The sequence below is a fragment of the Kitasatospora herbaricolor genome (assembly GCF_030813695.1).
Lineage (GTDB): Bacteria > Actinomycetota > Actinomycetes > Streptomycetales > Streptomycetaceae > Kitasatospora > Kitasatospora herbaricolor.
The window spans coordinates 5136090-5160358 of the sequence record NZ_JAUSVA010000002.1; the positions used below are offsets into that span (position 1 = coordinate 5136090).

Genomic DNA, 24269 nt, shown 5'->3' on the forward strand with positions numbered 1-24269 from the left:
GTGCTCGTGGGGGCTTGCCGTGCTTGCTGGCTCTGTGCTGGAGAGGCTGGTGGGCCGTGCCGTGCCCCGTAGGGCCAATTGTCCGTCTAGACGTTGTGCCCCGCCTCCAGCTCGGGCAGCACCTGCTTGATGTCGTTGATCGGGATGGCGAAGCCGAGGCCGACGCTGCCGGCGCTGCTGGAGTCGGCGGTGGAGTTGGAGCCGCCGGCCGAGTACATCGCGGAGTTGATGCCGATCACCTGGCCGCTCGCGTTGATCAGCGGGCCGCCGGAGTTGCCCGGGTTGAGGGCGGCGTCGGTCTGGAAGGCCTTGTACGTGGTGCTGTCCCTGCCGGAGCCGCCCGAGCCCTGGCCGCCACGGGTGCCGGGCAGGTTCGGGAACCCGAAGCCGCCGTTGCCGCTGGTGGAGCCCTCGTCGAGCTGGACGGTGACCTCGCGGTTCTCGGCGCTGATGATGCCGGAGGTGACGGTGCCGGTGAGGCCCTCGGGGTTGCCGATGGCGACGACGGAGTCGCCGACGGCGACCCGGCCGGAGTCGCCGAGGGTGGCGGGGGCGAGGTTCTTGGCCCCGGAGGCGGTGATCACGGCGGCGTCGAGGGACTTGTCGGTGCCGGTGACGGTGGCGGTCGCGGTGCTGCCGTCCTTGAAGGTGACGGTGGCGGTACCGCCGCCGACGGCGCCCGAGATCACGTGGTAGTTGGTGAGGATCCGGCCGGTGGCGTCGAGGACGACGCCGGTGCCGGTGGCGGTGCCGGCGGAGGTCTTCACGGTGATCTGGACGACGCTCGGCGAGACGGCGGAGGCGATCGCGGCGACGTCGGCGGTGCCGTCGGAGCGGGCCGAGACGGGGCTGGCGACGGTCGCCGACGAGGAGGAGGAGCCGCCGCGCTCCCCTACGGCTATCGCGCCGCCGGTGACCCCGCCGAGGACGGCGGCCACGGCCGCCACGGCGGTGACGAGCGCGAGCCGTCCGCGGAGCAGGCCGCGCCGGGCGTGCCCGCCGGAGGGCGGGGGCGTGCCGGGGGCCGGGGTGTCGCCCCAGGGGGTGCCGGGCGGCGGCGCGGGCGGCCCGTCGAAGGCGCCGCCGGGGTGGCTGCCGACGTGGCCGTGGTCGACGACGGTGCCCTCGACGACCTGCGGCCGGTTGCCCGGCCACCCGCCGTCGGCCGGCCCGCCGGCGGGGTACGTGGTGCCGTCCGTGGCGGGTGCGGTCGGCGGGTGGCCGGGCATCGGCGGGTTCCAGCCCGCGTAGCCGTGCGAGGGGGTGCCGCCGGTCTCGGTGCTGCGCTGCTGGTCGCTCATGTGACCAACGTCCGCCCGCCGGATGAAGGTTTGATGAGAGGCGGCTCAGAACGGCCAGAGAAGCCCGTTGACTTCTCATAAAGGCTGGTCAGGCCACGAAGTTACGCCTTCCCGGGCGTTCCGCAGCCGCACGAGCGGCGAACGACCAGGCGGGAGGGGAACTTGCGGACCCGCTCGGTGTCGGAGCCGGGCACCATCAGCGAGTCGTCCAGCACGAGCTCGACGGCGGCCCGGGCCATCGCGTCCCGGTCGGAGGCGACGGTGGTCAGCGGCGGGTCGGCGAGGGCGGCCTCGGGGACGTCGTCGAACCCGGCCACCGCGAGGTCCTCGGGGACGCGCAGGCCGACCTCGCGGGCGGCCCGCAGGACGCCGATCGCCTGGTCGTCGGTGGAGCAGAAGATGGCCGGCGGCCGCTCGGGGGAGCGCAGCAGCCGCACCGCGACCTCGTACGCGCCGTAGCGGTGGAAGGGGGCGTCGATCAGGTACTGGGCGGTGGGCAGGCTGTGCGCGTCCATCGCCCGCTGCCAGCCCTCGACGTGGTCGATGACCGGGTCGCCGGGGGCGGGGGACTCGACCGGGCCGCCGAAGCAGGCCACGTACGGGGCCTTGTGCACCTCCAGCAGGTGGCGGACGGCCAGCTCGGCGCCGCCGACGTCGTCGGTGACCACCGCGACGTCGTCGATCGCCTCGGGGCGGCGGTGCAGCAGCACGACCTTGGCCCCCTCCATGGCGGCGAACTCCTCGGCGGCACGCTGCGAGGGGCCCTGGCTGACCAGGATCAGGCCGGAGACCCGCATGCCGAGGAAGGCGCGGACGTAGTGGACCTCGCGGTCGTCCACGTAGTCGGAGTTGCCGATCAGCACGAGCTTGCCGCGGTCCGAGGCGGCCCGCTCCACCGCGTGCGCCATCTCGGCGAAGAACGGCTGGCGGGCGTCGGGGACGACCATGCCGATCAGGTTGGTGCGGCGGGAGGCCATCGCCTGGGCGACGCTGTTCGGCCGGTAGCCGAGCTGCTCGATCGCCGCGAGTACCTTCTCCTTGGTCGCGGGCGCGACAGGGCGCGGCCCGTTGTTGATGACGTAGCTGACGACCGCGGTCGAGGTTCCAGCCAGTCGGGCTACATCGTCGCGCGTCACTTTGGCCACGTGCGGAGTCTACGCGGGTGGCGTCCCCCAGGCACGGGGGGTGCGGCCTACCGGCGGGTACCTTCGGGCGGGTCCGGTGCGGTATCCGGACAAGCCGGGCGGGGAGTCCCGCCCGGCTCGTGGTCAGGCCTCCAGTACGGCGGTGGAGCGCTGCTCCAGACCGGGGCGCTCGCCCTTGTCCGGCTTCTCGGGCACCACGAAGCGGTAGCCGACGTTGCGGACGGTGCCGATCAGCTGCTCGTGCTCCACGCCGAGCTTGGCGCGCAGGCGCCGGACGTGGACGTCCACCGTCCGGGTGCCGCCGAAGTAGTCGTAGCCCCAGACCTCCTGCAGCAGCTGCGCCCGGGTGAAGACCCGGCCGGGGTGCTGCGCGAGGTACTTGAGGAGCTCGAACTCCTTGAAGGTCAGGTCGAGGACCCGGCCCTTGAGCTTGGCGGAGTAGGTCGCCTCGTCGACCGAGAGGTCGCCGTTGCGGATCTCCATCGGGCTGTCGTCGGACACCACCTGGAGCCGGCCCATGGCGAGCCGCAGCCGCGCCTCGACCTCGGCCGGGCCGGCGGTGTCGAGCAGGACGTCGTCGACGCCCCACTCGGCGGTGACGGCGGCCAGGCCGCCCTCGGTGACGACGAGGATGAGCGGGCTGCCGATGCCGGTGGAGCGCAGCAGCTGGCAGAGGCTGCGGATCTGCGGCAGGTCCCGTCGGCCGTCGACGAGTATGACGTCGGCGCTGGGGGTGTCGACCAGGGCCGATCCCTCGGCCGGTGCCACCCGGACGGTGTGCAGCAGCAGGCCCAGCGCGGGCAGCACCTCAGCGGAGGGCTGCAGCGCGTTGGTGAGAAGAAGAAGAGAACTCATACCCGGTAGTCCCCTTTCCGGGTCGTCGCGGTCGCGTTGCGGCTGCCGCCACAGCCGGATGGCGCATGTGCAGGGAAGTTTCCGTGCGCCGCGCGCCCCGGGTTGGGGGGTGCCGGGCGACGGATGGGAGGGGGAGCGTCCGCCAGGGCCGATCCGGAGGATTCGCCGGCGTGCACGGCAGTACGGGGCGCGCGCCAGGAGTCCCGCAACCCCTGATGCTCCGTTGTTGCCCTGCTCATCCCGCGAACCTTCCGGTCTGTTCCGGCCCGGGCGGCGGCCCGGAGCCGGTTCCGACGCCCCGTCCGACGGCCCGCACTTCGTTGTGCGGCTGTGGCGGGGCGGTCCTGCGAGCGCGGCGGGGGTGGGCCGACGACACTCGCAGACGCGTCCGTACTGGCGTTCTGAAAGCACAAAAGGACCCGGGGGCGACTCTGCCCGGATCCCTTACGCCACGAGAATAGCCGACCACGTCCCGCATCGGGAGGCTTCGGAACTGCCTGTTCCGCCACTTCGGCCAACGGGCGGGTGACTCCCGCCACAACCGGGAGCCCGTCCGGGAGGTGGCGGGCCAGGGCGATTGCCGCTCGGGCCGGCGGACAGGCCATCATGGAACGGACATCGGCCGCACCGCACGCGGACACCCTTTCGGGTGGGTGACAGGCCGGCCCCGACGGGGACCGGGGCCGGGACGACCGAACCGTTCGAGCACCACGAGGAGGGGTTGCCATGGCTGCGACCACCGAGCCCGCCAGCGGCCCGGTCCCGACCGGGACACCGGTCGGCGGGACGATCCGCTACTGGGCGGCCGCGAAGGCGGCGGCCCAGGTGGCCGAGGAGCCCTACCGGGCCGCGACCCTGGCCGAGGCGCTGGCCGGCGTCCGGCAGCGGCACGCCGACCTGCCCCGCCTGATCCAGGTGCTCGGGCACAGCTCCTTCCTGGTGGACGGCGCTCCGGTGGGTGGCCGCGACCACGCGTCCGTCGCCCTGACCGAGGGCGGCACCGTCGAGGTGCTCCCCCCGTTCGCGGGCGGGTGAGCGGCGTGAGCGAGGCCTACCCGAACGGCGTCCCCCAGCAGCAGCCCGTCCCGCCGGGCCGGCCGGAGCAGCAGCCGGCCGCCGGGCCGGCGTACGGGCAGCAGCCGTACGCGCAGCAGCAGCCGCAGTACGGACAGCCGCAGTACGGACAGCAGGACCACGGACAGCAGGCGTACCAGGCCGGCCCGCACCAGCAGCAGGGCGAGCCGTACGCCCAGCAGGTCCGGCACGAGCAGGTCGAGTACGACCAGGGCCGGTACGAGCAGCAGTACGCGCCGCCCTACGAGCAGCCCTACGCCCAGCCGGCGCAGCCGCCGTACGCGCAGCAGCAGCAGCCGGCCGCCGAGCCGGCGTTCGGGCAGCAGCCGTACGCGCAGGAGCAGTACCCGCAGCAGTACCCGCACCAGGAGGTGCAGCAGCAGGTGCTGCAGCACCCCGGGCAGCCGCTCCAGCAGCCGCTCCCGCACCCCTTCCCCGCCGCGCCGCCGGCGGCCGCCGCGGTGCCGCCGCAGCCGGGCGCGCCGGCCGCCGGCGCGCCGCTGCGCACCGGCTCCCCGATCATCGAGCCGGGCCTGCAGCCCGCGCTGATCACGGCCGGGGTGGCGGCGCTGCTGGCCGGCGGCGCCGCGCTGGGCAGCGTGCCGCTGGCGCTGACGGTGGTGCTGCTCCAGGTGCTGACCGCGGCCGGCTGGTTCCGGCTGAACGGCATGTGGCCGGCCCGGCAGGGCATCGCGCTGGCGGCGCTGGCGGGGTTCACCGCCGACGCGGCGGTGCTGCTGGCGCACGGGGACGCCAAGGCCGCCGCCGTGGTGGGCACGCTCGGCGGGTTCTTCCTGCTGGTGCTGGTGCTGCAGACGTTCCGCCCGTCCGACCCGGCGGAGCGGTTCTACGCGCTCACGGTGCTCGGCTCGGCGACCGTGGTGACGGTGCTGTGCGCGGCCCTGCTGGTCGCGGCGTGGGTGCCGGCCGCGATGGCCGCCGTGGCGCTGGCGACCGTGCTGGCGGCGCTGCCGCTGCCGGCCCCGAAGGCCGTCGCGCCGGTGCTGGGCCTGCTGGTCGCGGCCGCTTTCGGTCCGCTGGTCGGTGCGCCCGCCGCACTGGGGGCGCTCGCCGGCGTCGGCGCGCTGGTCGGGCGCCGGGTGGCGGCGTACGACTGGCCGTCCCGGTTCGTGCACATGACGGCGGGGGTGGCGCTGCCGCTGGCGGTGGCCTCGCCGCTGGTGTGGATCGGCAGCCGGCTGCTCGCCGGGTGACGGCTCCCGGGCCCCGGGCGGGGCGTGCGGCCCGGGGCCGGTGCGGAACCATGGCTCCGGGCCGTACGTCCGTATGGCCGTACGTCGGAGTGACCGTGGGTCCGTGGCGGGTGGAGGGGGAGCGACGATGCGTGGCTGGCTGAAGCTGACGATCGGGCTGGTGGTGGTCTCGGGCCTGTTGGTGGGCGCCGACCGGATCGCCGTCGGTGTCGCCGAGGACGAGGCGGCCGACCAGCTGGTGCGCAGCGGCCGGCTCAGCCAGCGCCCGCAGGTGTCGATCGAGGGCTTCCCGTTCCTGACCCAGGTGCTGTCGATGAAGCTGGACGACGTCCGGCTCTCGGCGGAGGACCTCGTCGTCGGGGACGGCCGGCAGCAGGTCGCGCTGCACGCGTTCAAGGCCAGGCTGTCGGGCGTGGAGGTGAGCGACAGCTTCAACAGCGCGACCGTGGACCAGGGCAGCGGCGACGGCCTGATCACCTACGCGGACCTCGCCAAGCTGCTGCCCGAGGCCTCCAAGCTGGTGCCCGGCGCGAGCCGGGTGATCCCGGGCGGCACCCGGCTCTCGCTGTCCTACGGCGGGCCGGGCAAGGTCAAGGCCTCGCTGGGGCCGGTCGCGGTCGGCGAGGGCTCGGTGCACAGCGACGGCAGCACCGTCACGGCGGACGGGTTCCAGCTCAGCGGGGTCGCCTCGATGCTGAACGGGGTCACCAACCAGGCGATCGGCCCGATGAGCTTCACGTTGAACAACCTGCCGGCCGGGCTGAAGCTGGCCGGCGCCGCCCCGCAGCCCGACGGTCTGCGGCTGACCTTCACCGGGACCGGACTCAAGCTGATCGGCTGACTCCGGCCCCCCGGGGGCCGCGATTTCCGTGCTGTTCCCCGTACCGCTCCGCGAGACGCGCTGTCCAAGGCGGCCCCGCGGAGCGGTTTCGTCTGCGCCTGCCAGGTGCTCCCGACGACCCTCGCGGGCCCCCTCTTGGTCGGGAAACCCTCAAATCTCAGGATTCGAACCAAATCGTCTCAGTATTCGACACGCTAATGACATCGGGGGCTCCGTGTCCCTAGCATCGTCTGCATGAAGCGACAGACGGACCTCACGAAGCGGCGGGCGGTAGACCTGTGCCGCGTGTCCGCCTGTCTGTGTCGAATGCGCTAACTGGGCGGTCTTGTCGGGCAGTTCCCGCCCGTCGCCCCTCTCCGGTGACCTGGCCCGGCACAATGACGCCGGCCGTCCCCCTTCGCACCCCGCAGTCCTGAGTCCGGTACCGCCTGCCCGCCGTTCTGTCCCACCATTCGGACAAGAATTCGGACCGGTCGGCCCCGGCCGCCCCGCAGCACCTTCCGCAAACCGCCCTCGGATGGAGATCATCACCATGAGCCGCAGTGACGTCCTGGTAGACGCCGACTGGGTCCAGGCCCACCTGGACGACCCGAAGGTTGTCATCGTCGAGGTCGACGAGGACACCACCGCGTACGAGAAGAACCACATCCGCAACGCCGTCCGGATCGACTGGACGAAGGACCTGCAGGACCCGGTCCGTCGTGACTTCGTCGACCAGGAAGCCTTCGAGAAGCTCCTCTCGGCCAAGGGCATCGCGAACGACGACACCGTCGTCTTCTACGGCGGCAACAACAACTGGTTCGCCTCGTACGCCTTCTGGTACTTCAAGCTCTACGGTCACGGTGACGCCCGTCTGCTCGACGGCGGCCGCAAGAAGTGGGAGCTCGACTCCCGCGACCTGGTCGCCGAGGTGCCGGTCCGCGCCGCCACCGAGTACAAGGCCAAGGCCCAGGACACCTCGATCCGCGCCTTCCGCGACGACGTCCTCGCCGCGATCGGCACCCTGAACCTGGTCGACGTCCGTTCGCCCGACGAGTTCTCCGGCCGCCTGCTCGCCCCGGCCCACCTCCCGCAGGAGCAGTCGCAGCGTCCGGGGCACGTCCCGACCGCCGCGAACATCCCGTGGGCGAAGAACGCCAACGACGACGGCACCTTCAAGAGCGACGACGAGCTGCGCGCGCTCTACCAGGCCGAGGGCGTGGACCTGGACAAGGACACCATCGCCTACTGCCGCATCGGCGAGCGCTCCGCGCTCACCTGGTTCGTGCTGCACCAGCTGCTCGGCCAGACCAACGTCAAGAACTACGACGGTTCCTGGACCGAGTACGGCAGCCTCGTGGGCGTGCCGATCGAGCTCGGCAACTGAGCACCGGCTTCACCCAGTAAGTCGTTAGGAGAATCAGACATGTGTGGTGCGAAGGCCGGCGGCCCGGACCTGGCAGGAGTTGACGTGGCGAACGAGACGATCATCCAGGGTTCGGTCACCCGCGACGGAGAGCCGGTCAACGGCTACGTCCGTCTGCTCGACGAGGGTGGCGAGTTCACCGCCGAGGTTCCGACCTCGGCCACCGGGCAGTTCCGCTTCTTCGCCCGCCCGGGCAAGTGGACGCTGCGCGCGCTCGTCCCCGGCGCGACCGTCGACCGCGTGGTGGTCGCCTCCCAGGGCGCCTTCACCGAGGTCGCGATCGCGGTCTGAGACCGCTGAACGCCCCGAGGGCCTTCCCCGCCCGGCAACCGCCGGGCGGGGAAGGCCCTCGTCGTGCGCTGCCACCGGACGGAGGTGCTCCGCCGCCGCACGGCTGCTGACCGCGGGCGCCCCCGGTCGTACCGTGGAGGGGTGCAGGCACACCGGCGGCATGTCCGCTACTTCGTGATGATGGGCGTCTGCCTGACGCTGTTCGTCCTGGCCTGGGGCGTGGTGCGCTTCGTGTCCGTCCCGGCCGCGATCGGCATGTGCGTGGTCGCGATGGTGATCCCGCCGGCCGCCGCCGTCTTCGCGAACCGGCGGGACCCCGAGGACGACTGGTGGAACGACCCGCGCTGGGACGACCCGAAGTGGGACGACCCGGGGCACGGCCGCGACACACCCGACCACGAGCAGCGTCCGTAGCGGCCCGCGGCCGGCTCAGGCCGGGCCGGGGCGGGTCAGTAGACGAGCGCCTGCACGCCGTCGGCCATGATCTCGCTGACGAAGACCTGGGCGCCGGCGATCCGCACCCCCTGGACGGTGTCCTTCTGCTCGATGCCGCGCCGGGCCGCGCACTGGGTGCAGAGGGTGACCGAACCCGCCGCCAGGATCGACTCCAGGAGGTCCGGCAGCGGCGCCGCGTGCGGCAGCTCGAACTCCGCCGCGCGCCCCGGCAGCGCGAACCAGGAGGACTCCCCGGTGAGCCAGAGCGACACCTCCACCCCGCTCGCGACGGCGACCGCCGCCACCGTGAACGCCTGCGAGCAGCGCTCGGGCGCGTCCGCCCCCGCCGTGACCTTGATGACCAGCTTCTTCGCCATGCCGACACACTAGCGGCGACGTGGCGGGCCTCACCGAGACCGTCCCGGGGGCGGCGGCTAGACTCGCGGGGTCGTATCCGTGCTGTCGCCACATGTCACCGCAATGGGAGCGCCCCGTGTCCGGTCTGGAAATCTTCTTCGACTCCCTGCTGGCCCTGATGGCCGTGCTGATCACCTGGTTCGCCATCTTCTCCGTGATGAAGCTCTACCAGGGCCAGCGCTGACCTCTCTGCCGTACGGTTGACGAGTCCCCACACCGCCGACAGTGACCAGGAACATGATCGAGATCCCCTCTGACCTCCACAAGGACGTCGTCCCGCTCGCCTTCCTCCTCGGCACCTGGGAGGGCGCGGGAGTCTTCGACTTCCCCGGGGCCGAGAAGTGCAACTTCGGCCAGGAGATCGTCTTCCGGCACGACGGCCGCCCCTTCCTGGAGTTCCGCTCCCGTACCTGGGTGCTGGACAACGAGGGTGAGAAGGTCCGCCCGCTGGAGAACGAGCACTCCTTCTGGCGGATCACCAGCAACCCGCACGGCACCAGCGGTGCCCGCGGGGTCGAGATCTCCTCGGTCCGCGACGACGGCACCGTGGAGATCTGGTACGGCGAGCTGGCCGACGGCAAGCCGCAGGTCGAGGTGAGCACCGACGCGGTCGCCCGCATCGAGGGCTCGGCCCCGTACTCGGGCGGAAAGCGCCTCTACGGCTTCGTCAAGGAGGAGCTGCTCTGGGTCGGCGAGAAGGCCGCGCCCGAGGTGTCGCTGCGCCCCTACATGTCGGCGCAGCTGAAGAAGGTGCTGAGCCCGGCGCAGCTGATCAAGGACATCAACGACCTGCCGGACGACGGCATCGCGTTCTTCCGCTGACCGCCCGGCCGGCGGACGCCCGGTCGACGGGTGCGCCGGGCCGGACCGTGCGGGACGTGCGGGACGGGCGGACGCTCCGAGGTAGGGACCGATCGGTGATCGGTCCCTACACTTGTCCCAGGACCTCTACCTGGCAGGGACAGCACCGTGGCGGACACCGGCACCACCGACTGGCAGCTCTCCGGCGACTGGAAGGCCGACCTGCGTGAGCGCGGGTACCGGCTGACCCCCCAGCGGCAGCTGGTGCTGGAGGCCGTCGACGTGCTCGACCACGCCACCCCGGACGCGATCCTCGCCCATGTCCGGCTGACCGCCAGCGGCGTCAACATCTCCACCGTCTACCGGACGCTGGAGCTGCTGGAGGAGCTCGGCCTGGTCTCCCACGCACACCTGGGCCACGGCGCGCCGACGTACCACCTGGCCGGCCGCCACCACCACCTGCACCTGGTCTGCCGGGACTGCGACAAGGTCACCGAGACCGACACCGCGATCGCCGCGCCGCTGATCGACAGCCTGCGCGCCAAGCACGGTTTCGACACCGACCTCAAGCACTTCGCCATCTTCGGCCGCTGCGCCGACTGCACCGCCAAGCTGCCCGGGGCGCAGTCGTAAGCTGACCGGTATGAAGAGCCCGCTGCTTTCGCTGCCCGGTGCCGTCCCCGCCGAGGGAACCGACGAGGGCGTCGCCGCCCACTACGGTGACATCTTCCGCGAGCAACGGAACCTGGCGCGGGGCACCGGCTTCGTCGACCTCTCGCACCGGGGCGTGCTCACCGTCACCGGCGACGACCGGCTGAGCTGGCTGCACCTGCTGCTCACCCAGCACGTGAGCGCGCTCGCGCCGCAGCAGGCCACCGAGGCGCTGGTGCTCTCCCCGAACGGGCACGTCGAGCACGCCCTCTACCTGGTCGACGACGGCACCACCACCTGGGCGCACGTCGAGCCGGGCACCCAGCAGGCGCTGATCGCCTACCTGGAGAGCATGAAGTTCTTCTACCGGGTGGAGGTCGCCGACGCGACCGCCGACCACGCGGTGGTGCACCTGCCGGCCGGGTCGACCGCCTCCGCCGAGGGCGCCGCCGCGGTCCGGGAGGTCCCCTGGGGCCGCGACCTGTTCCTGCCGCGCGCGGAGCTGGCCGCGCTGACCGCCGGGTACGGCCCGGCGGCCGGGGTGTGGGCGTACGAGGCGCTGCGGATCGAGGGGCACCGGCCGCGGCTGGGCTTCGAGACCGACCACCGGACCATCCCGCACGAGGTCGACTGGCTGTCCACCGCCGTCCACCTGAACAAGGGCTGCTACCGGGGGCAGGAGACCGTCGCCCGGGTGCACAACCTGGGCCGTCCGCCCCGCCGGCTGGTCTTCCTGCACCTGGACGGCACCGAGGAGGTGCTGCCGCCGCACGGCACCGAGGTGCACCTGGCCTCGGACCCGCAGGGGCGGTCGCTGGGCATCGTGACCTCCTCGGCGCGCCACCACGAGCTGGGCCCGATCGCGCTGGCCGTGGTGAAGCGGAACGTTCCGGTGGACGCGCCGTTGTTGGCCGGGACGGTGGCGGCCGGCCAGGAGGTCGTGGTCCCGCAGTAGCGGCGGGCCGGGCCCGGAGCCCCGCGTGCGTCCGCCGGTGCCGCGCGGGGGGACCTCGACCGTGAGCCGTACTCAGATCTCCACGAGGACGGTGAACGGGCCGTCGTTGACCAGTTCCACCCGCATGTCCGCGCCGAACCGCCCGGTCTCGACCTTGGCGCCGAGCGCCCGCAGCCGGGCGACCACCTCGTCGACCAGCGGCTCGGCGACCGGGCCGGGCGCGGCGGCGTTCCAGGTCGGGCGGCGGCCCTTGCGGGCGTCGCCGTAGAGGGTGAACTGGCTGATCACCAGCAGCGGCGCCGCGAGGTCGGAGCAGGAGGCCTCGACGCCGCCGGAGTCGGGCGTCCCGTCCAGGATCCGCAGGGTCCAGAGCTTGCGGGCCAGCTGGGCGGCCTTCTCGGGGGTGTCCTCGTGGGTGACGCCGACCAGGACGCACAGGCCCGGGCCCTCGATCGATCCGACGGTCTCGCCGGCCACGGTCACCCGGGCCTCGGTCACTCGCTGCACCACTGCTCGCATGGCCCCATTCTGCCGGAGGCGCGCGGATGCTCAGCAGGCGCGCGCGGGCCTGGCGCACGCCGGGTGGTGTGCGTGCGCGCCCCCATTGCCGACGATCTCTCAGCCGAATGCGCTGGTCGTATCAGCCACCCCTGTTCGCCAGGGGGCCGTTCGGGTGGCCGGGCGGTGCGCGGGCGACGGGCGGGGTGGCACGCTGGTGTTCGGTAGGACGGCCCGGGGCGCCACGGCTCGCCGCGACGGGCCGGTTCGGTCGGGCGGTCGAGCCAGTCGGGCAGCCGTTCTGGTGGTGTCGCCCCGGGGAGTGGCACCGGCGTCCGGCGGGAACTCTCGGGGGCGCCCGTGCGTGCGAACAGACGGCACGCCAGGGACGGGACCGAACACGTGGCACACGAGAAGTGGCGCGAGCGGGCGGGATCAGGACAACGGCAGGTGGTTGGTTGATGGACGCGAGCAGCGCGGTGCACGGTCGGTCCGGGGCGGCGCCGGGTGGCGCGCCGGACGGGGACCCCTCTGGGCAGCCGGCCCCCGGACCGCACAACCCCGGGCCCCGGACCACGGGTTCGGCCGGTCCGGCCGAACCGCACGGCCCGGACGGCACCACCCCGCCGGACGCCCCGGCCGTGGCGGCCCCCCCGGTCCCGCTCGGCGGCCTCGGCCTGGAGGAGCTGCGGATCCTGCGGCGCGACGCCCAGGAGCAGGAGGCGGACCTCTCCTACCTCCGCCGGCTGCTGCACGGCCGGATGGACATCCTGCGGGCCGAACTCGACGGCCGCCCGGCGGCCGGCCTCCCCGCCACCGCCCCGAACGGCGCCGGCGCGGACACCGGTGCGCTGCTCGACCGGCTGCCGGCCATCCTCACCGACGCGCCCTCCACGGTGCGCAGCTCGGCCCGGCACGTCACGCTGGGCCCGCCGCGCGGCGAGCAGTACCAGGTGGAGGCCGACGCCCTGATGGGTGACGTCAGGCTGGCCGATCTCGCCGCGCACCCCGCCGAGGACCTGATCGCCGCGCTGGAGCGGCTGCGGGCGCACGAGCGCGAGGTGTCCGGACGGCGGCAGATCCTGCAACGCACGGCGGACGACTGCAGCGGTGAGATCGCCCGCAGGTACCGTGAAGGGGAAGCACGGGTCGACGACCTGCTCACGGGTGGTTCCCTGGCCGAGTGACGGGCCCTGGTGGAGGGCGCCCGGGGGCGGCGGCGCCCGGCCACCCTCACCCGGAAGGCACCCACCCTCATGTCGCAGTCTGCCCCCCTCGCCGTCCTCGCCGAGGTCATACGCTCCGGCTTCACCGAGGGCCGGCACCACGGCTCGCTGGTGCTGCTCGCCGCGGACGGCTCGGTGGAGTACGCGCTCGGCTCGCCCGACGCCCCGGTCTTCCCACGCTCCTGCGCCAAGCCGTTCCAGGCCGTGGCCACCCTGCGGGCCGGGCTGGAGCTCGACGGTGAACTGCTCGCGCTGGCCGCCTCCAGCCATTCGGCCGAGGCGTTCCACCGCGACGGGGTGCGCCGCATCCTGGCCTCCGCGGGCCTCGACGAGAGCGCCCTGCGCACCCCTGCCGACCTGCCGCTGGACGAGACCGAGGCCGAGCTGCACCTGCGGGCCGGCGGCGAGCGGGCGCCGATCCTGATGGACTGCTCCGGCAAGCACGCCGGCTGGCTGGCCGCCTGCGTGGCCAACGGCTGGGACACCGCGAGCTACCTGGACCCGGCCCACCCGATCCAGCAGCTGGCCCGGGAGGCCCTGGAGGAGGGCACCGGCGGCCCTGCCGCGCACGCGGGCGTGGACGGCTGCGGAGCCCCGCTGCTGGCCGTCCCGCTGACCGCCCTGGCCCGCGGCTACCGCTCGCTGGTGCTGGCCGACCCCGGCACGCCGCAGCGCCGGGTCGCCGACGCGATGCGGGCCCATCCGGAGTACGTCGGCGGCACCCGGCGCGCCGACACCTGGCTGATGCGGGCGGTGCCGGGCGCGCTGTCGAAGATGGGCGCCGAGGCCGTCCAGGTGGTGGCGCTGGCCGACGGCCGGGCCCTGGCCTTCAAGATCGACGACGGTGCCGAGCGGGCCCGCGGCCCGGTCCTGGCGGCCGCGCTGCGCCGGCTGGGCGTCACCACCGAGGACGGCACCGTGGAGCGGATCGCCGAGGCCCCGCTGCTGGGGGGCGGCGTCCCGGTGGGCGGGATCCGCGCGCTGGTCTGACCGGACGCTCCGGGCGTGCGGACGGCGGCGCCCGGGTGCACGGTGGACGGTGGGTTCGTCGCCCACCGTCCCGGCCCGCACCCAGCCGTGTGCACCCAGCACACCGTGCCCACCCACCGCGCACCTCACGGAGGCCGTCATGAGCGACCACATCTACCGGGTCACCGAGATCGTCGGATCGTCGACCGAGGGGATCGACCAGGCGATCCGCAACGGCGTCGACCGGGCCGGGCGCACCCTGCGCAATCTCGACTGGTTCGAGGTGGTGCAGATCCGCGGGCACATCGCGGACGGGCACGTGGCGCACTACCAGGTCGGCCTCAAGGTCGGCTTCCGGCTGGACGACGAGGGCTGAGCCCCCGCGAGGCCGCCGGGCCGCCCGTCCGCGGGCGGCCCGGGCGGATCGGGAACGGCCGCGCCCGCCTCAGCCCGCGCCCGGTCAGCCGCGGACGGTCACCCGCGGACGGGCAGCACCAGCGGGCTGCCGGTCCGCGGGTGCGCCAGCACCTCCACGGGGTGGCCGTACACCTCGCTGAGCAGTGGCCCGCGCAGCACCTCGGCCACCGGGCCGTCCGCCACCGTCGCGCCGTCGGCGAGCAGGACCACCCGGTCCGCGTACGCCGCGGCCAGCGACAGGTCGTGCAGCACCACCACCACGGCGTCCCCGGCGGCGGCCCGCTCGCGGGCGACCCGCAGGACGAGCTCCTGGTGGCGCAGGTCGAGCGCGGCCGTCGGCTCGTCCAGCAGCAGCAGCGGCGCCTGCTGGGCCAGCACCCGGGCCAGTGCGACCCGGGCCCGCTCGCCGCCGGAGAGCGCTGTGAACGGCCGCCCGGCGAAGCGCGTGCAGTCGGTGGCCGCCATCGCCAGGGCCACGGCGGATTCGTCCTGCGCGGCGGCCGCGGTGCCGGCCCACGGGGCGCGGCCCATCCGCACCACCTCGCCTGCCGCGAACGGGAAGGACAGCGCCGAGGACTGCGGCAGCAGCGCCCGGTGCAGGGCCAGTTCGGCCGTCCCGTAGGAGTCCAGCGCCCGTCCGCGCAGCAGCACCGCGCCGGCGGCCGGCGGCAGGTCGCCCGCCAGGACGGACAGCAGGGTGGACTTGCCCGCGCCGTTCGGACCGAGCAGGGCCAGCACCTCGCCGGCCCGGACCGACACGTCCACCCCGGTCAGCAGCTCGCGGCCGCCCAGGGTCAGCCGGACGGCCTTGGCACTCAGCAACTCCTCCCCCGGGGACGGGCGTTCGGGGATCTGTCGGGTTCGCAGTCTCATGCCCAGCCACCCTGCTTGGTCCTGGTCCGGCGCAGCAGCCAGAAGAAGAACGGGCTGCCGATCAGCGCGGTCAGCACGCCGAGCGGCAGTTCGGCGGGCCGGGCGAGGGTGCGGGCCGCGAGGTCGCCGGCCACCAGCACCAGGGCGCCGCCGAGCGCGCTGCCGGGCAGCAGGAAGCGGTGGCCGGGGCCGGCCGCCATCCGCAGCAGGTGCGGGACGACCAGGCCGACGAAGCCGATGATGCCGCTGACCGCGACGGCCGCCGCGGTGAGCAGCGCGACCAAGGTGATCAACACCAGCCGCATCCGCTCGACGTCCACACCGAGATGGCGGGCCGGGCGTTCGCCGAGCGCCAGCAGGTCCAGCTTGCGGGCGTACAGCGGGGCCACCGCCAGCCCGATCAGCGCGAACGGCAGCACGCCCAGGACCTTGCCCCAGGTGGCCTGGGAGAGCGAGCCGAGCTGCCAGAAGGTCACCTGGTTGATCGCGGCGCTGTCGGCCGTGAACAGGAAGATGCCGATCAGCGCTCCGCAGAAGGCGTTCACCGCGACCCCGGTCAGCACCAGCGTGACCACCTCGGTGCGCCCGCCGGAGCGGGACATCGCGTACACCGCGAAGACCGTCAACAGGCCGGTGGCGAAGGCGAAGACGGTGATCGTCCAGCTGCCGAGCGAGTCCAGGCCGAGCACGATGCAGCCGACCGCGCCGACCGCGCCGCCCGAGGAGACCCCGATCACGCCGGGCTCGGCCAGCGGGTTGCCGAACATGCCCTGCATCAGGGCGCCCGCGCAGCCCAGCGAGGCGCCGACCAGCAGGGCCAGCACCACCCGGGGCAGCCGGACGTTCCACAGCACGGACTCCGGCACCCGGCCGAGCGGGTGGCCGCCGAGCCCCAGCCGGTGGCCGGCCGAGGCGAGGATGTCACCGGTCGGGATCCGGTACGCGCCGACGCCCGCCGCGAGCAGGGCGGACAGCACGAGCGCGACGGCGAGGCCGGTGGTGAGCAGGGCGGCCCGGCTGCGCCGCGGGCGTGCCGCGGGCGGCGTGGCGGGAGGTGCGGCGGCGCCTTCCACGGTGCCGGTGCCGGTGTCGGCGGCGGTGTCGGCGGCGGTCACCGGGCGGCCTCGGCCGAGCCGGCGTACAGCTGCGCGGCGATGGTGCGCAGCACCTCGGGGGTGCGGGGGCCGTAGCTGAGCAGCTTGCCGTCCTCGACGGAGACGATCCGGCGGTCCAGACCGGCCGGGGTCTGCGCGACGCCCGGGAGCTTCAGCAGGCCGTCCACCCCGCCGACCGACTCCAGTCCCTTGCTCATCACCAGGATCGCGTCCGGTGCTGCCTTGACCAGGGCTTCGCCGGTGAGCGGGGTGAAGTCGCCGGCCAGCCCGGCGGCCTCGCCGGCGTCCTGGCCGCCGACGGCCTCGATCAGCGAGCCGGCGCCGGAGCCGGCGCCGCCGAGCAGGAAGACCGAGGCGCTGCCGCGCAGGTAGAGGAAGGCGACCTTGGGGCGGCGGGCGGCGGGCTTGAGCTCGCCCCTGGCCTGCTGGAGCCGCTCGTCGGTCCGGGCCTTCAACTGCGCGCCGGCGGCGGGGACTCCGAGCGCCGCGGCGACGGTGTCGATCCGGGGGCCGATGTCGGCGAGCTGCTTGGCGTCGTCCAGGACGAGCAGCGGGACGCCGGCGGCGCGGATCTGCTCCACCGCCTCGGCCGGGCCGGTGGAGCGGTCCGCGAGGACGACGGTGGGGTGCAGCGAGAGCACGCCCTCGGCCGAGACGTCGTGCGCCTGGGTGATCACCGGGAGGGCCGCGGCCTGCTGGAAGGTGGTGGAGACGTCCCGGGCGACCACCCGGGGGCCGAGGCCGAGGCTGAAGACCAGTTCGGCCAGGCTGCCGTCGAGCGGGATGATCCGCTCGGCGCTGGCCACGGTGACCTGCCTGCCGTCGGCCGAGGCGGCGGTGGCCGGCAGCTGCGGGACGGGCGGCGGGTTCAGCGGTTCGACGACGTCGGGGGTGGCGGCGGTGGGGGAGCCGGCGGCCTGGCCGCAGCCCACGGCCGTGAGCAGCAGGGCCGCGGCGATCAGCAGGCCGGCGGGTCGCCGCTTCGCCCGGTATCGGATGGTCCTGCTCAACTGCGGCCCCTTCGATGGCTGTTGGCGCCGGGGGACTGCTGGGGGCAGGGTGACCTGCGGCGCTCTTGACTCATATATTAGGTTAGCCTTACCTAGCTTTCGCAAGAGGGCGGTGTTCACCGGCCCCTTCCCCCCGTCATGCCGAGGAGCGCCCAGCCATGTCCGTGCCGCGACGGCTCCGCCGAATCGCCGCCACCCTGGTGGCCGCTCTCGCCGCCCTGCTGGCGCTGGCGCTGCTGCCCTTCCAGGCGGCCGCGGCCGCGGCCGAGGGCCGGGTCGCCGGCGGGCGGCTGGACTGGGGGATCAAGCAGTCCTTCCTGACGTACGTCACCGGGCCCATGGCCAAGGGGAGTTGGGGTCTGACCGGGGGCGCCGCCACGGTCGGCGGGAGCAGCTTCCGGTTCCACTCCGCGACGGGTACGTACGACCCGGAGACCGGCGCGCTGACCGCCGCCTTCTCCGGCGGCGTCCGTTTCACTGGCCACCAGGAGAACGGCGTGAACGCGCTCGACATGAGCGTCGGCCGGCTCACCCTGCGGGCCGTCGCCGGCGGCGGCGCCGGGCTCTACGCCGACATCAGCAGCAAGTCCAAGGACACCGGCAAGGTCGCCGCCGTCAGCCAGGCCCGGCTCGCGGACCTCTCGCTCGCCGGACTCGACCTGCGCGGCGCCGCCGGCACCCTGACGCTCGGCAACGTGCCCGTCACCCTGACCGGTGCGGGGGCGAGCGCCTTCGGCGGCTTCTACACCGCCGGCACCGCCCTCGACCCGCTCACCCTCTCGGTCAACCTCGCGGCGGCGGCGAAGGCTTCGCCGGCCGCCACCGGGCAGCCGGCCGTCACCGAACCGGCCGTCACCGAACCGGCCGTCGCCGAACCGGCCGCGACCCCCGCCGCCGGCACCGGCGCGCCGGCCGGGGAGAGCCCGGCGCCCGCCCCGGCACGCACCGAGTTCACCGCGGGTGCCCTCGACTGGGGCGTCCGCCGGACCTTCCGCGACTACGTCACCGGCTCGATCGCCAAGGGCGCCTGGGAGGTCACCGGCGGCGCGGCCGACGGCGGGGCGTTCTTCCGCTGGACCCCGGCCAAGGGCGGCTACGACCCGGCGACCGGCGCCCTGACCGCCGCCTTCGCCGGCGGCGTGCACTTCACCGGCATGCGGACCGGTGACACCTACGGCCTGGACCTCGTCCTCGCCAACGCCGCCGTCACCGTCGCCGACGGCCACGGCAGGCTCACCGCCGACGTCCTCGGCCGGACCGCGGACGGAGCCGTCCAGCAGGCGCCCGGTGTCGAGCTGGCCACCTTCGAGGCGGCCGCCCTCAAGCCCGCGGGCGGCCTGCTCAAGGCCGTCGAACTCCCGCTCAAGCTCAGCGAGTCGGGCGCCAGGGTGTTCGGCGGGCTCTACCCCGCCGGCACCGACATGGATCCGCTGAGCTTCGCCGTCGCGCTCGACCCGGCGGCCGCCCTGCCCCCGCTGCCGGACATCGGCAGCGCCCCCGCCGCATCGCCCGACCCGGCCGCCGCGAGCCCCGCCCCGGCCACCGCCCCGGTCACCGCGGAGGCCGCCGGAGGGGGCGGCCGGACGACCGCCGCGGTCGTCGGCGGCCTGCTGGTCCTCGCCCTCGGCGCGGCCGGGGGAGTGCTCGCCCGGCGCCGCCGCAGGGCCGCGGGCGGGGCCGCCGCTCCGGCCGCAGCCGGTCCCGCCGGCCCCGCCAGCGCCGACGAGGACGTCCGGCCCCGCGCCTGACGCATCGTCATGCCACTTTCACCACAAGGAGCGTTCGAAGCCATGCCGCGTACCACTGTCCAGCGCCCCGGTCGGCGCAACCGCACCTCCCTGGCGGCCCTCGGTGCCGCGACGGCGGGCCTCGCCCTGGCCGCCTTCGGCGCCCCCGCGGTGGCCTTCGGCGCGGGCCCCACCGAGGTCACCTACGACACCGGTTCGCTCGACTGGGGCGTGAAGCAGAGCTTCCGCAGCTACGTGACCGGCCCGGCCGGCCAGGGCAGCATCGAGCTGACCGGCGGGGCGACCCGCAACGCCGACGGGACCTTCCGCTTCGGCTTCGGCAGCGCCCGCTACGACCTCGGCTCGCACACCCTGTCCGCCGCGTTCACCGGCGGCGTGCGCTTCCTCGCCCACGGGGGCCAGCTGGACGTCGGGTTGAGCGACCTCAGGCTCACCACCTCGGGCACGACCGGCACCCTGACGGCCGACACCGCCTCCAAGGAGCAGGTCGGCGCCCCGCAGGCCACCGAGCGCCAGGACGTCCCGCTGGCCACCTTCACGGTCGGCCGCGACACCACCACGGGCGCCGCGACCCCGGCCAGGCTGACCGAGGAGGGCGCGAAGGTCTTCGCCGGCTTCTACCCGGCCGGCTCCGACCTCGACCCGCTGTCGCTGCTGCTGGCCCGGACCCCGGCCCCGTCGCCCTCGCCCTCGCCCTCGCCCTCCGCGCCGGCCTCCCCGTCCGCCTCGGCCTCGCCGACCGCGACCGGTTCGCCGTCCTCCACGGGTTCGCCGAGCGCCACCGGTTCGCCCACCGCGACGGGTTCGCCGAGCGCCACCGCCTCGCCGAGCGCCACCGGCTCCCCCTCGGCGTCCGGTTCGCCGACCGTCACCACCCCCGCGACCGGTGAACTCGCCGTCGTCGACGGCCGCCTGGACTGGACGGTCAAGGAGAGCTTCCGCAAGTACCTGGCCGGCCCGGTGGCCAACGGCAAGGCGGAGTTCGGCGGCGGCGCGGCCGACTACCGCTTCGGCGGTGCCACCGGCACGTACCACACCGGGACGCACGCGGTCTCGGCCGGCTTCGCCGGGTCGGTGCGCTTCCTCGGGCACCCCTCGGACGGCGGGTACGCGCTGGACACCACCTTCGACCACTTCGGGCTGCGGATCGACAAGGACGGCGCCTTCCTCACCGCCGACGTCAACGCCAAGTCCCCGGACGGGAGGACGTCCGTGCTGACCGGCGCCCGGATCGCGAAGCTGGACCTCTCCGGGGCGGCCTTCGCGCCCGTCGGCGGCGTGGTGACGCTGACCGCCGTGCCCGCCACGCTGACCGCCGAGGGCGTGCCCGCCTTCGGCAACTACCCCGCGGGCGAGGCCCTGGACGCGGTCACCGTCTCGCTGTCCTTCGACCGGAACGCCCGGGTGCCGGCCGGATCGGGCACCGGCACGGGCGGCGCCGCCGGGACGGGCGCCTCGGTGAGCAGCACCGGTCTCGGCGGCGGCGCCGTGCTGGCCTCCACGGGCTCCGGCACCCCGGTGGTGCCGCTGCTCGCGACGGCCGCCGGCCTGCTCCTCGCCGGCGGCGGCACGACCGTCCTGGTCCGTCGCCGCACCGGGTCGGCCGGGGCCTGACCCCCTTCGTACCCGCCGGGGCCGGTCCGCCCCGGCGCCACGGCCCGGCGCCACGGTCCGGCGTCGGGGCCAGGCCGTCGGCCCCGGCGAGCGGTTGCTCGTCGGGGCCGACGTGTCGTCCGGTGTCCGGCACGGGGCCGGGCACCGGACGTCCTGCGCGGTGCGGGTGCGGCGGTGCGGGTGCGGTTCTCGGGCCCCGGGCCGGTCAGGCGCTCAGCGGGTAACGGGTGTCCAGGTCACGGAAGACGGCGCCGTTGAGGGTGAAGGCCCGCTTGCACTCCTCGACCACCCGGCGGCGCTCGATCTCGTCCAGGGCGAGCCCGGCGGCGTCCAGCTTCGCCCGGTATTCCCGCTTGAAGGCGGCGGGGTTGGCGACGTCCTCGAAGACGTAGAAGTGCACGCCGTCGCCCTTGCGCTCGAAGCCCCAGGTCTTCTCGGCGATGCCGCGGATGATCTGGCCGCCGGAGAGGTCGCCGAGGTAGCGGGTGTAGTGGTGGGCGATGTAGCCGGCCGGCCAGGTGGCGGCGAGCGCCTCGATCCGGGCGACGTAGGCGGCGGTGGCGGGCAGCGGCTCCAGGCCGGTGCGCCAGTCGGGGCCGCGCAGGTGCCGCAGGTCGCGCTCGACGGCGGCCGTCCGCAGCAGGGCGGGTTCGATGAACGGGCCGGCCACCGGGTGGTCCGCCAGTTCGGCGTTGCGGCCCTCCAGTGCGCGGTAGACGAACCAGAGCTGGCCGGTCAGGTCGGCGTAGGCCTCGACGCCGAGCCGCCCGCCGAGCAGTCGGCTCATGAAGGAGGACTGCTCGGCCGCCTCGTGCTCCTCGCTGCTTGCGGTGCGGAGCACGGTGGAGAACGGGGTGGGCTGCTCGGGGCTGGGCACGTGGGCCTCCAGTGATCGGGAACAGTCCGATTGTTGTGGTTAGCCTTACCTAAGTCAATGTCGTTCCGACAGTCTGTCGGTAAACGTTCCGACGGTCCGTCGGTAAGAGCCTGCCCGACCCGGCCCGCCGTCAAGCACCCGCGGGCCCGGGTCGCGGTCACCGGCCGGGTACGACGAAGGCCGGGGTGCACGGATCGCTCCGTCCACCCCGGCCCCGGGACTCGCGCAGGAGGCCGGGCGTCCGCGGCTCAGTGGCCGCCGGAGTCCGCCAGGCGCTTGATCGACGCGGTGACCTCGGCCTCGGCCTCGGCGCGGCCGACCCAGTCGGCGCCCTCGACGGACTTGCCGGGCTCCAGGTCCTTGTAGACCTCGAAGAAGTGCTGGATCTCCAGGCGGTCGAACTCCGACACGTGGTGGATGTCCTTGAGGTGCTCCCAGCGCGGGTCCGTCGCGGGGACGCAGAGCAGCTTGTCGTCGCCGCCGGCCTCGTCGGTCATCTTGAACATGCCGATGGCGCGGCACTTGATGAGGCAGCCCGGGAAGGTCGGCTCGTCGAGGATGACCAGGGCGTCCAGCGGGTCGCCGTCGTCCGCGAGGGTGCCCTCGACGTAGCCGTAGTCGGCCGGGTAACGGGTCGAGGTGAAGAGCATCCGGTCGAGGCGAAGGCGACCGGTCTCGTGGTCGACCTCGTACTTGTTCCGCGAGCCCTTCGGGATCTCGATCAGGACGTCGAACTCCACGCGTTCCTCCAAGGTAGGGACTGACAGAATCCAAGTGTCTCCTACGGGAGTGAGTGCTCAGGAAAGGGGCCGGTCGGTGGGAGCAGGTACGGGGGAGCGCCGCGGGCGCGGCGTCGCGACGGCGCGGTTGCTGGGGGCGGCACTGCTGACCGGCGGCGTGGTGCTGGGCGGGGGCGGGGCCTACGCCGCGCCGTCCCCCTCGCCGACCGGGCACGGCACGGGGCACGACGACGGCCGGGGCGGCAGGAGCGACGGGCACGGCGACCGGCACGGTGACGACCGGACGGCCTCGCCGAGCGCGACCTCCCCGGCGGCGAAGCCCGCCGCCGGCCCCGGCGGCTCCCCGGTGGGCAGGCCCGCGGGCGTGACCGGCTCGGGGGCCCCGGCGACGGCCCGCAAACCCGGCCCGCCGCCGGCCGGCCTGGTGCTGCAGCCCGCGGACGGCGCCGCGGTCGGCATCCCGACCGTGGCGGGGCTGCGGCAGGCGCTCGCGGCCGCCCTGCAGGACAAGTCGCTGGGCACCGTCACCTTCGCGGTCGCGGACGCCACCAGCGGCCAGATCCTCTACGGCGCCGGGGAGAACACTCCCGCGACGCCCGCCTCGACCACCAAGCTGGCCACCTCGCTGGCCGCCCTGACGCTGATCCCGGGTGACACCCGGATCGCCACCAGGGTGGTCGCGGGCGCGAGCCCCGCCGACATCACCCTGGTGGGTGGCGGGGACCCGACCCTCACCGCACTGCCCGCCGACCAGGTGCAGATCGACGGCGCCCCGGCGGACGCCGACACCGCCCCCGCCTCGCTGGAGGCGCTCGCCGCGCGGACGGCGGCCGCGCTCCGGGCGGCCGGCACCGCCACCGTCCGGCTGGGCTACGACGTCTCGCTGTACACCGGCAGCCCGCAGCACGCGGACTACGACGCGCTCAACATCCCGCTGATGACCCCGCTGATGGCGGACGAGGGGAAGGCGGACCCGCGCAGCCGCGAGGAGGCGCCCGCCCGGGTGGCCGACCCCGCCGGCCAGGCCGCCGAGACGTTCGCCGCGCTGCTGAAGGCCCACGGCATCACCGTGGAGGGGAAGGCCAAGCAGACGGCGGCGGCCGCCCCGGCCGGGGCGGCGGTGCTCGCCGAGGTCACCTCGCCGACCGTCGCCCGGCTGGTGGAGCGGCTGCTCACCACCTCCGACAACACCCTGGCCGAGGCGATCGCCCGGCAGGTGGCGCTGGCCGCGCACAAGCCCGCCGGCTTCGACGGCGCGGCCACGGCCGTCACCGACACGCTGGCCGGGCTGGGCGTCCGGTCGGCCGGGCTCGTCCTCCACGACGGCAGCGGGCTGCACGCGGGCAACACGATCCCGCCCGCGGTGCTGGTCCAGCTCCTCGGTCTGGCCTCCTCCCCGGACCATCCGGAGCTGCGCCCGGTGCTGACCGGCCTGCCGGTCGCGGGGTTCACCGGCACGCTGGGCAAGCGTTTCGGCGCGGGCTCGGGGGCCGCCGAGGCGGCCGGCCTGGTCCGGGCCAAGACCGGTACCCGCAGCGGGGTGAACACGCTGGCGGGCACCGTGGTGGACGCCGACGGACGGCTGCTCTCCTTCGCCGTGATGACCAGGACGACCGCCCCGGCGGACACCGCCCGGGCCGCGATGGACCGGATCGTCGCCCGGTTGGCCGCCTGCGGCTGCCACTGACCCTCCGGACACCGGCCGCCCGGCAAGGGCCGGCCGGTCACCGCCGGGCGGTCACCGCCGTCCGGTCCGCGCCGACCGGACGGCCGCCGTCCACCGAACGCTCTTAGCAC

The 24269-nt window shown here is 74.5% G+C and carries 26 protein-coding genes; 16 read left to right on the forward strand and 10 right to left on the reverse strand.

Features of this window, described 5'->3' with window-relative positions; genetic code table 11:
* Positions 1-86 precede the first annotated feature (86 nt).
* From J2S46_RS22815 to J2S46_RS22825, 3 genes are all read right to left on the reverse strand, one after another.
* Entirely contained in the window at positions 87-1301 is a 1215-nt protein-coding gene (locus J2S46_RS22815; RefSeq protein ID WP_191290563.1) for a S1C family serine protease, read from the reverse strand.
* A 101-nt stretch (positions 1302-1402) separates the two neighbouring features.
* Positions 1403-2446: a LacI family DNA-binding transcriptional regulator gene (locus J2S46_RS22820; RefSeq protein WP_191290564.1), complete on the reverse strand. Its 1044-nt coding sequence runs from the start codon at positions 2444-2446 to the stop codon at positions 1403-1405.
* A 123-nt stretch (positions 2447-2569) separates the two neighbouring features.
* A complete protein-coding gene (locus tag J2S46_RS22825; protein ID WP_073926627.1) occupies positions 2570-3301 on the reverse strand; it encodes a response regulator transcription factor in 732 nt (243 codons plus the stop codon).
* Between the two features lie 726 nt (positions 3302-4027).
* Here J2S46_RS22825 and J2S46_RS22830 point away from each other — a divergent pair.
* The 7 genes from J2S46_RS22830 (at position 4028) to J2S46_RS22855 (ending at position 8540) form a co-directional block, all read left to right on the forward strand.
* A complete protein-coding gene (locus tag J2S46_RS22830) occupies positions 4028-4336 on the forward strand; it encodes a MoaD/ThiS family protein (RefSeq protein WP_073926626.1) in 309 nt (102 codons plus the stop codon).
* A gap of 5 nt (positions 4337-4341) precedes the next feature.
* A complete protein-coding gene (locus J2S46_RS22835) occupies positions 4342-5589 on the forward strand; it encodes a hypothetical protein (protein ID WP_191290565.1) in 1248 nt (415 codons plus the stop codon).
* A 127-nt stretch (positions 5590-5716) separates the two neighbouring features.
* Positions 5717-6430, forward strand: a complete 714-nt coding sequence (locus tag J2S46_RS22840) for an LmeA family phospholipid-binding protein (RefSeq protein WP_191290566.1) — start codon at positions 5717-5719, stop codon at positions 6428-6430.
* A 234-nt stretch (positions 6431-6664) separates the two neighbouring features.
* Entirely contained in the window at positions 6665-6745 is an 81-nt protein-coding gene (locus J2S46_RS40905) for an Ms5788A family Cys-rich leader peptide (RefSeq protein ID WP_353652343.1), read from the forward strand.
* 217 nt (positions 6746-6962) lie between these two features.
* Positions 6963-7796 (forward strand): sulfurtransferase, encoded by an 834-nt coding sequence (locus J2S46_RS22845; protein ID WP_073926624.1) that lies wholly within the window; start codon positions 6963-6965, stop codon positions 7794-7796.
* A gap of 39 nt (positions 7797-7835) precedes the next feature.
* Complete coding sequence (locus J2S46_RS22850) at positions 7836-8126, forward strand: DUF1416 domain-containing protein (protein ID WP_073926623.1); 291 nt, start codon at positions 7836-7838, stop codon at positions 8124-8126.
* 141 nt (positions 8127-8267) lie between these two features.
* Positions 8268-8540, forward strand: a complete 273-nt coding sequence (locus tag J2S46_RS22855) for a DUF3099 domain-containing protein (RefSeq protein WP_191290567.1) — start codon at positions 8268-8270, stop codon at positions 8538-8540.
* Positions 8541-8575: 35 nt separating this feature from the next.
* Here the strand turns inward: J2S46_RS22855 and J2S46_RS22860 are convergent, their stop codons facing one another.
* Positions 8576-8938: a DsrE family protein gene (locus J2S46_RS22860; protein WP_191290568.1), complete on the reverse strand. Its 363-nt coding sequence runs from the start codon at positions 8936-8938 to the stop codon at positions 8576-8578.
* A gap of 277 nt (positions 8939-9215) precedes the next feature.
* Here J2S46_RS22860 and J2S46_RS22865 point away from each other — a divergent pair, with 277 nt between their 5' ends.
* From J2S46_RS22865 to ygfZ, 3 genes are all read left to right on the forward strand, one after another.
* On the forward strand, positions 9216-9800 hold the full coding sequence (locus tag J2S46_RS22865) for a heme-binding beta-barrel domain-containing protein (RefSeq protein ID WP_073926620.1): 585 nt from the start codon (positions 9216-9218) through the stop codon (positions 9798-9800).
* Positions 9801-9947: 147 nt separating this feature from the next.
* Positions 9948-10412 carry a Fur family transcriptional regulator gene (locus tag J2S46_RS22870; protein ID WP_191290569.1) on the forward strand — a complete coding sequence of 155 codons (465 nt, stop codon included), beginning with the start codon at positions 9948-9950 and terminating at the stop codon, positions 10410-10412.
* Positions 10413-10422: 10 nt separating this feature from the next.
* Positions 10423-11385: a CAF17-like 4Fe-4S cluster assembly/insertion protein YgfZ gene (gene ygfZ, locus J2S46_RS22875; RefSeq protein ID WP_191290570.1), complete on the forward strand. Its 963-nt coding sequence runs from the start codon at positions 10423-10425 to the stop codon at positions 11383-11385.
* A gap of 72 nt (positions 11386-11457) precedes the next feature.
* On the opposite strand, the gene dtd is transcribed toward ygfZ, so the two are convergent.
* Entirely contained in the window at positions 11458-11904 is a 447-nt protein-coding gene (gene dtd / locus J2S46_RS22880) for a D-aminoacyl-tRNA deacylase (RefSeq protein WP_191290571.1), read from the reverse strand.
* Between the two features lie 440 nt (positions 11905-12344).
* Between dtd and J2S46_RS22885 the strand changes: the two genes are divergently transcribed.
* The 3 genes from J2S46_RS22885 to J2S46_RS22895 all read left to right on the forward strand — a co-directional run bounded on the left by J2S46_RS22885 (position 12345) and on the right by J2S46_RS22895 (position 14454).
* Positions 12345-13070 (forward strand): RsiG family protein, encoded by a 726-nt coding sequence (locus J2S46_RS22885; RefSeq protein WP_229912806.1) that lies wholly within the window; start codon positions 12345-12347, stop codon positions 13068-13070.
* Positions 13071-13139: 69 nt separating this feature from the next.
* Complete coding sequence (locus J2S46_RS22890; RefSeq protein WP_191290572.1) at positions 13140-14099, forward strand: asparaginase; 960 nt, start codon at positions 13140-13142, stop codon at positions 14097-14099.
* A 139-nt stretch (positions 14100-14238) separates the two neighbouring features.
* A complete protein-coding gene (locus tag J2S46_RS22895; RefSeq protein WP_073926615.1) occupies positions 14239-14454 on the forward strand; it encodes a dodecin in 216 nt (71 codons plus the stop codon).
* Positions 14455-14552: 98 nt separating this feature from the next.
* Here the strand turns inward: J2S46_RS22895 and J2S46_RS22900 are convergent, their stop codons facing one another.
* Genes J2S46_RS22900 through J2S46_RS22910 form a run of 3 tightly spaced genes read right to left on the reverse strand, consistent with a single transcriptional unit; the run spans position 14553 to position 17493 of the window.
* Positions 14553-15368: a heme ABC transporter ATP-binding protein gene (locus J2S46_RS22900; RefSeq protein WP_191290573.1), complete on the reverse strand. Its 816-nt coding sequence runs from the start codon at positions 15366-15368 to the stop codon at positions 14553-14555.
* Positions 15365-16483 carry a FecCD family ABC transporter permease gene (locus J2S46_RS22905; protein WP_370882226.1) on the reverse strand — a complete coding sequence of 373 codons (1119 nt, stop codon included), beginning with the start codon at positions 16481-16483 and terminating at the stop codon, positions 15365-15367. The genes J2S46_RS22900 and J2S46_RS22905 overlap by 4 nt, the downstream gene beginning before the upstream one ends.
* Positions 16480-17493 carry a heme/hemin ABC transporter substrate-binding protein gene (locus tag J2S46_RS22910; RefSeq protein ID WP_191290574.1) on the reverse strand — a complete coding sequence of 338 codons (1014 nt, stop codon included), beginning with the start codon at positions 17491-17493 and terminating at the stop codon, positions 16480-16482. Before J2S46_RS22910 ends, J2S46_RS22905 begins: the two co-directional genes overlap by 4 nt.
* A 158-nt stretch (positions 17494-17651) precedes the next feature.
* Here J2S46_RS22910 and J2S46_RS22915 point away from each other — a divergent pair, with 158 nt between their 5' ends.
* Together J2S46_RS22915 and J2S46_RS22920 are read left to right on the forward strand one after the other, a co-directional pair.
* The gene (locus J2S46_RS22915; RefSeq protein WP_191290575.1) at positions 17652-19241 is read left to right on the forward strand and encodes an HtaA domain-containing protein; all 1590 of its coding nucleotides are present in this window, start codon (positions 17652-17654) and stop codon (positions 19239-19241) included.
* A 42-nt stretch (positions 19242-19283) separates the two neighbouring features.
* Entirely contained in the window at positions 19284-20855 is a 1572-nt protein-coding gene (locus tag J2S46_RS22920; protein WP_191290576.1) for an HtaA domain-containing protein, read from the forward strand.
* 205 nt (positions 20856-21060) lie between these two features.
* Here the strand turns inward: J2S46_RS22920 and J2S46_RS22925 are convergent, their stop codons facing one another.
* On the reverse strand, positions 21061-21732 hold the full coding sequence (locus tag J2S46_RS22925) for a biliverdin-producing heme oxygenase (RefSeq protein WP_191290577.1): 672 nt from the start codon (positions 21730-21732) through the stop codon (positions 21061-21063).
* 248 nt (positions 21733-21980) lie between these two features.
* Positions 21981-22472: an inorganic diphosphatase gene (locus J2S46_RS22930; protein WP_073926608.1), complete on the reverse strand. Its 492-nt coding sequence runs from the start codon at positions 22470-22472 to the stop codon at positions 21981-21983.
* 76 nt (positions 22473-22548) lie between these two features.
* On the opposite strand from J2S46_RS22930, the gene dacB reads away from it, so the two are divergent.
* Positions 22549-24159 (forward strand): D-alanyl-D-alanine carboxypeptidase/D-alanyl-D-alanine endopeptidase, encoded by a 1611-nt coding sequence (gene dacB, locus J2S46_RS22935; RefSeq protein WP_191290578.1) that lies wholly within the window; start codon positions 22549-22551, stop codon positions 24157-24159.
* Positions 24160-24269 lie beyond the last annotated feature (110 nt).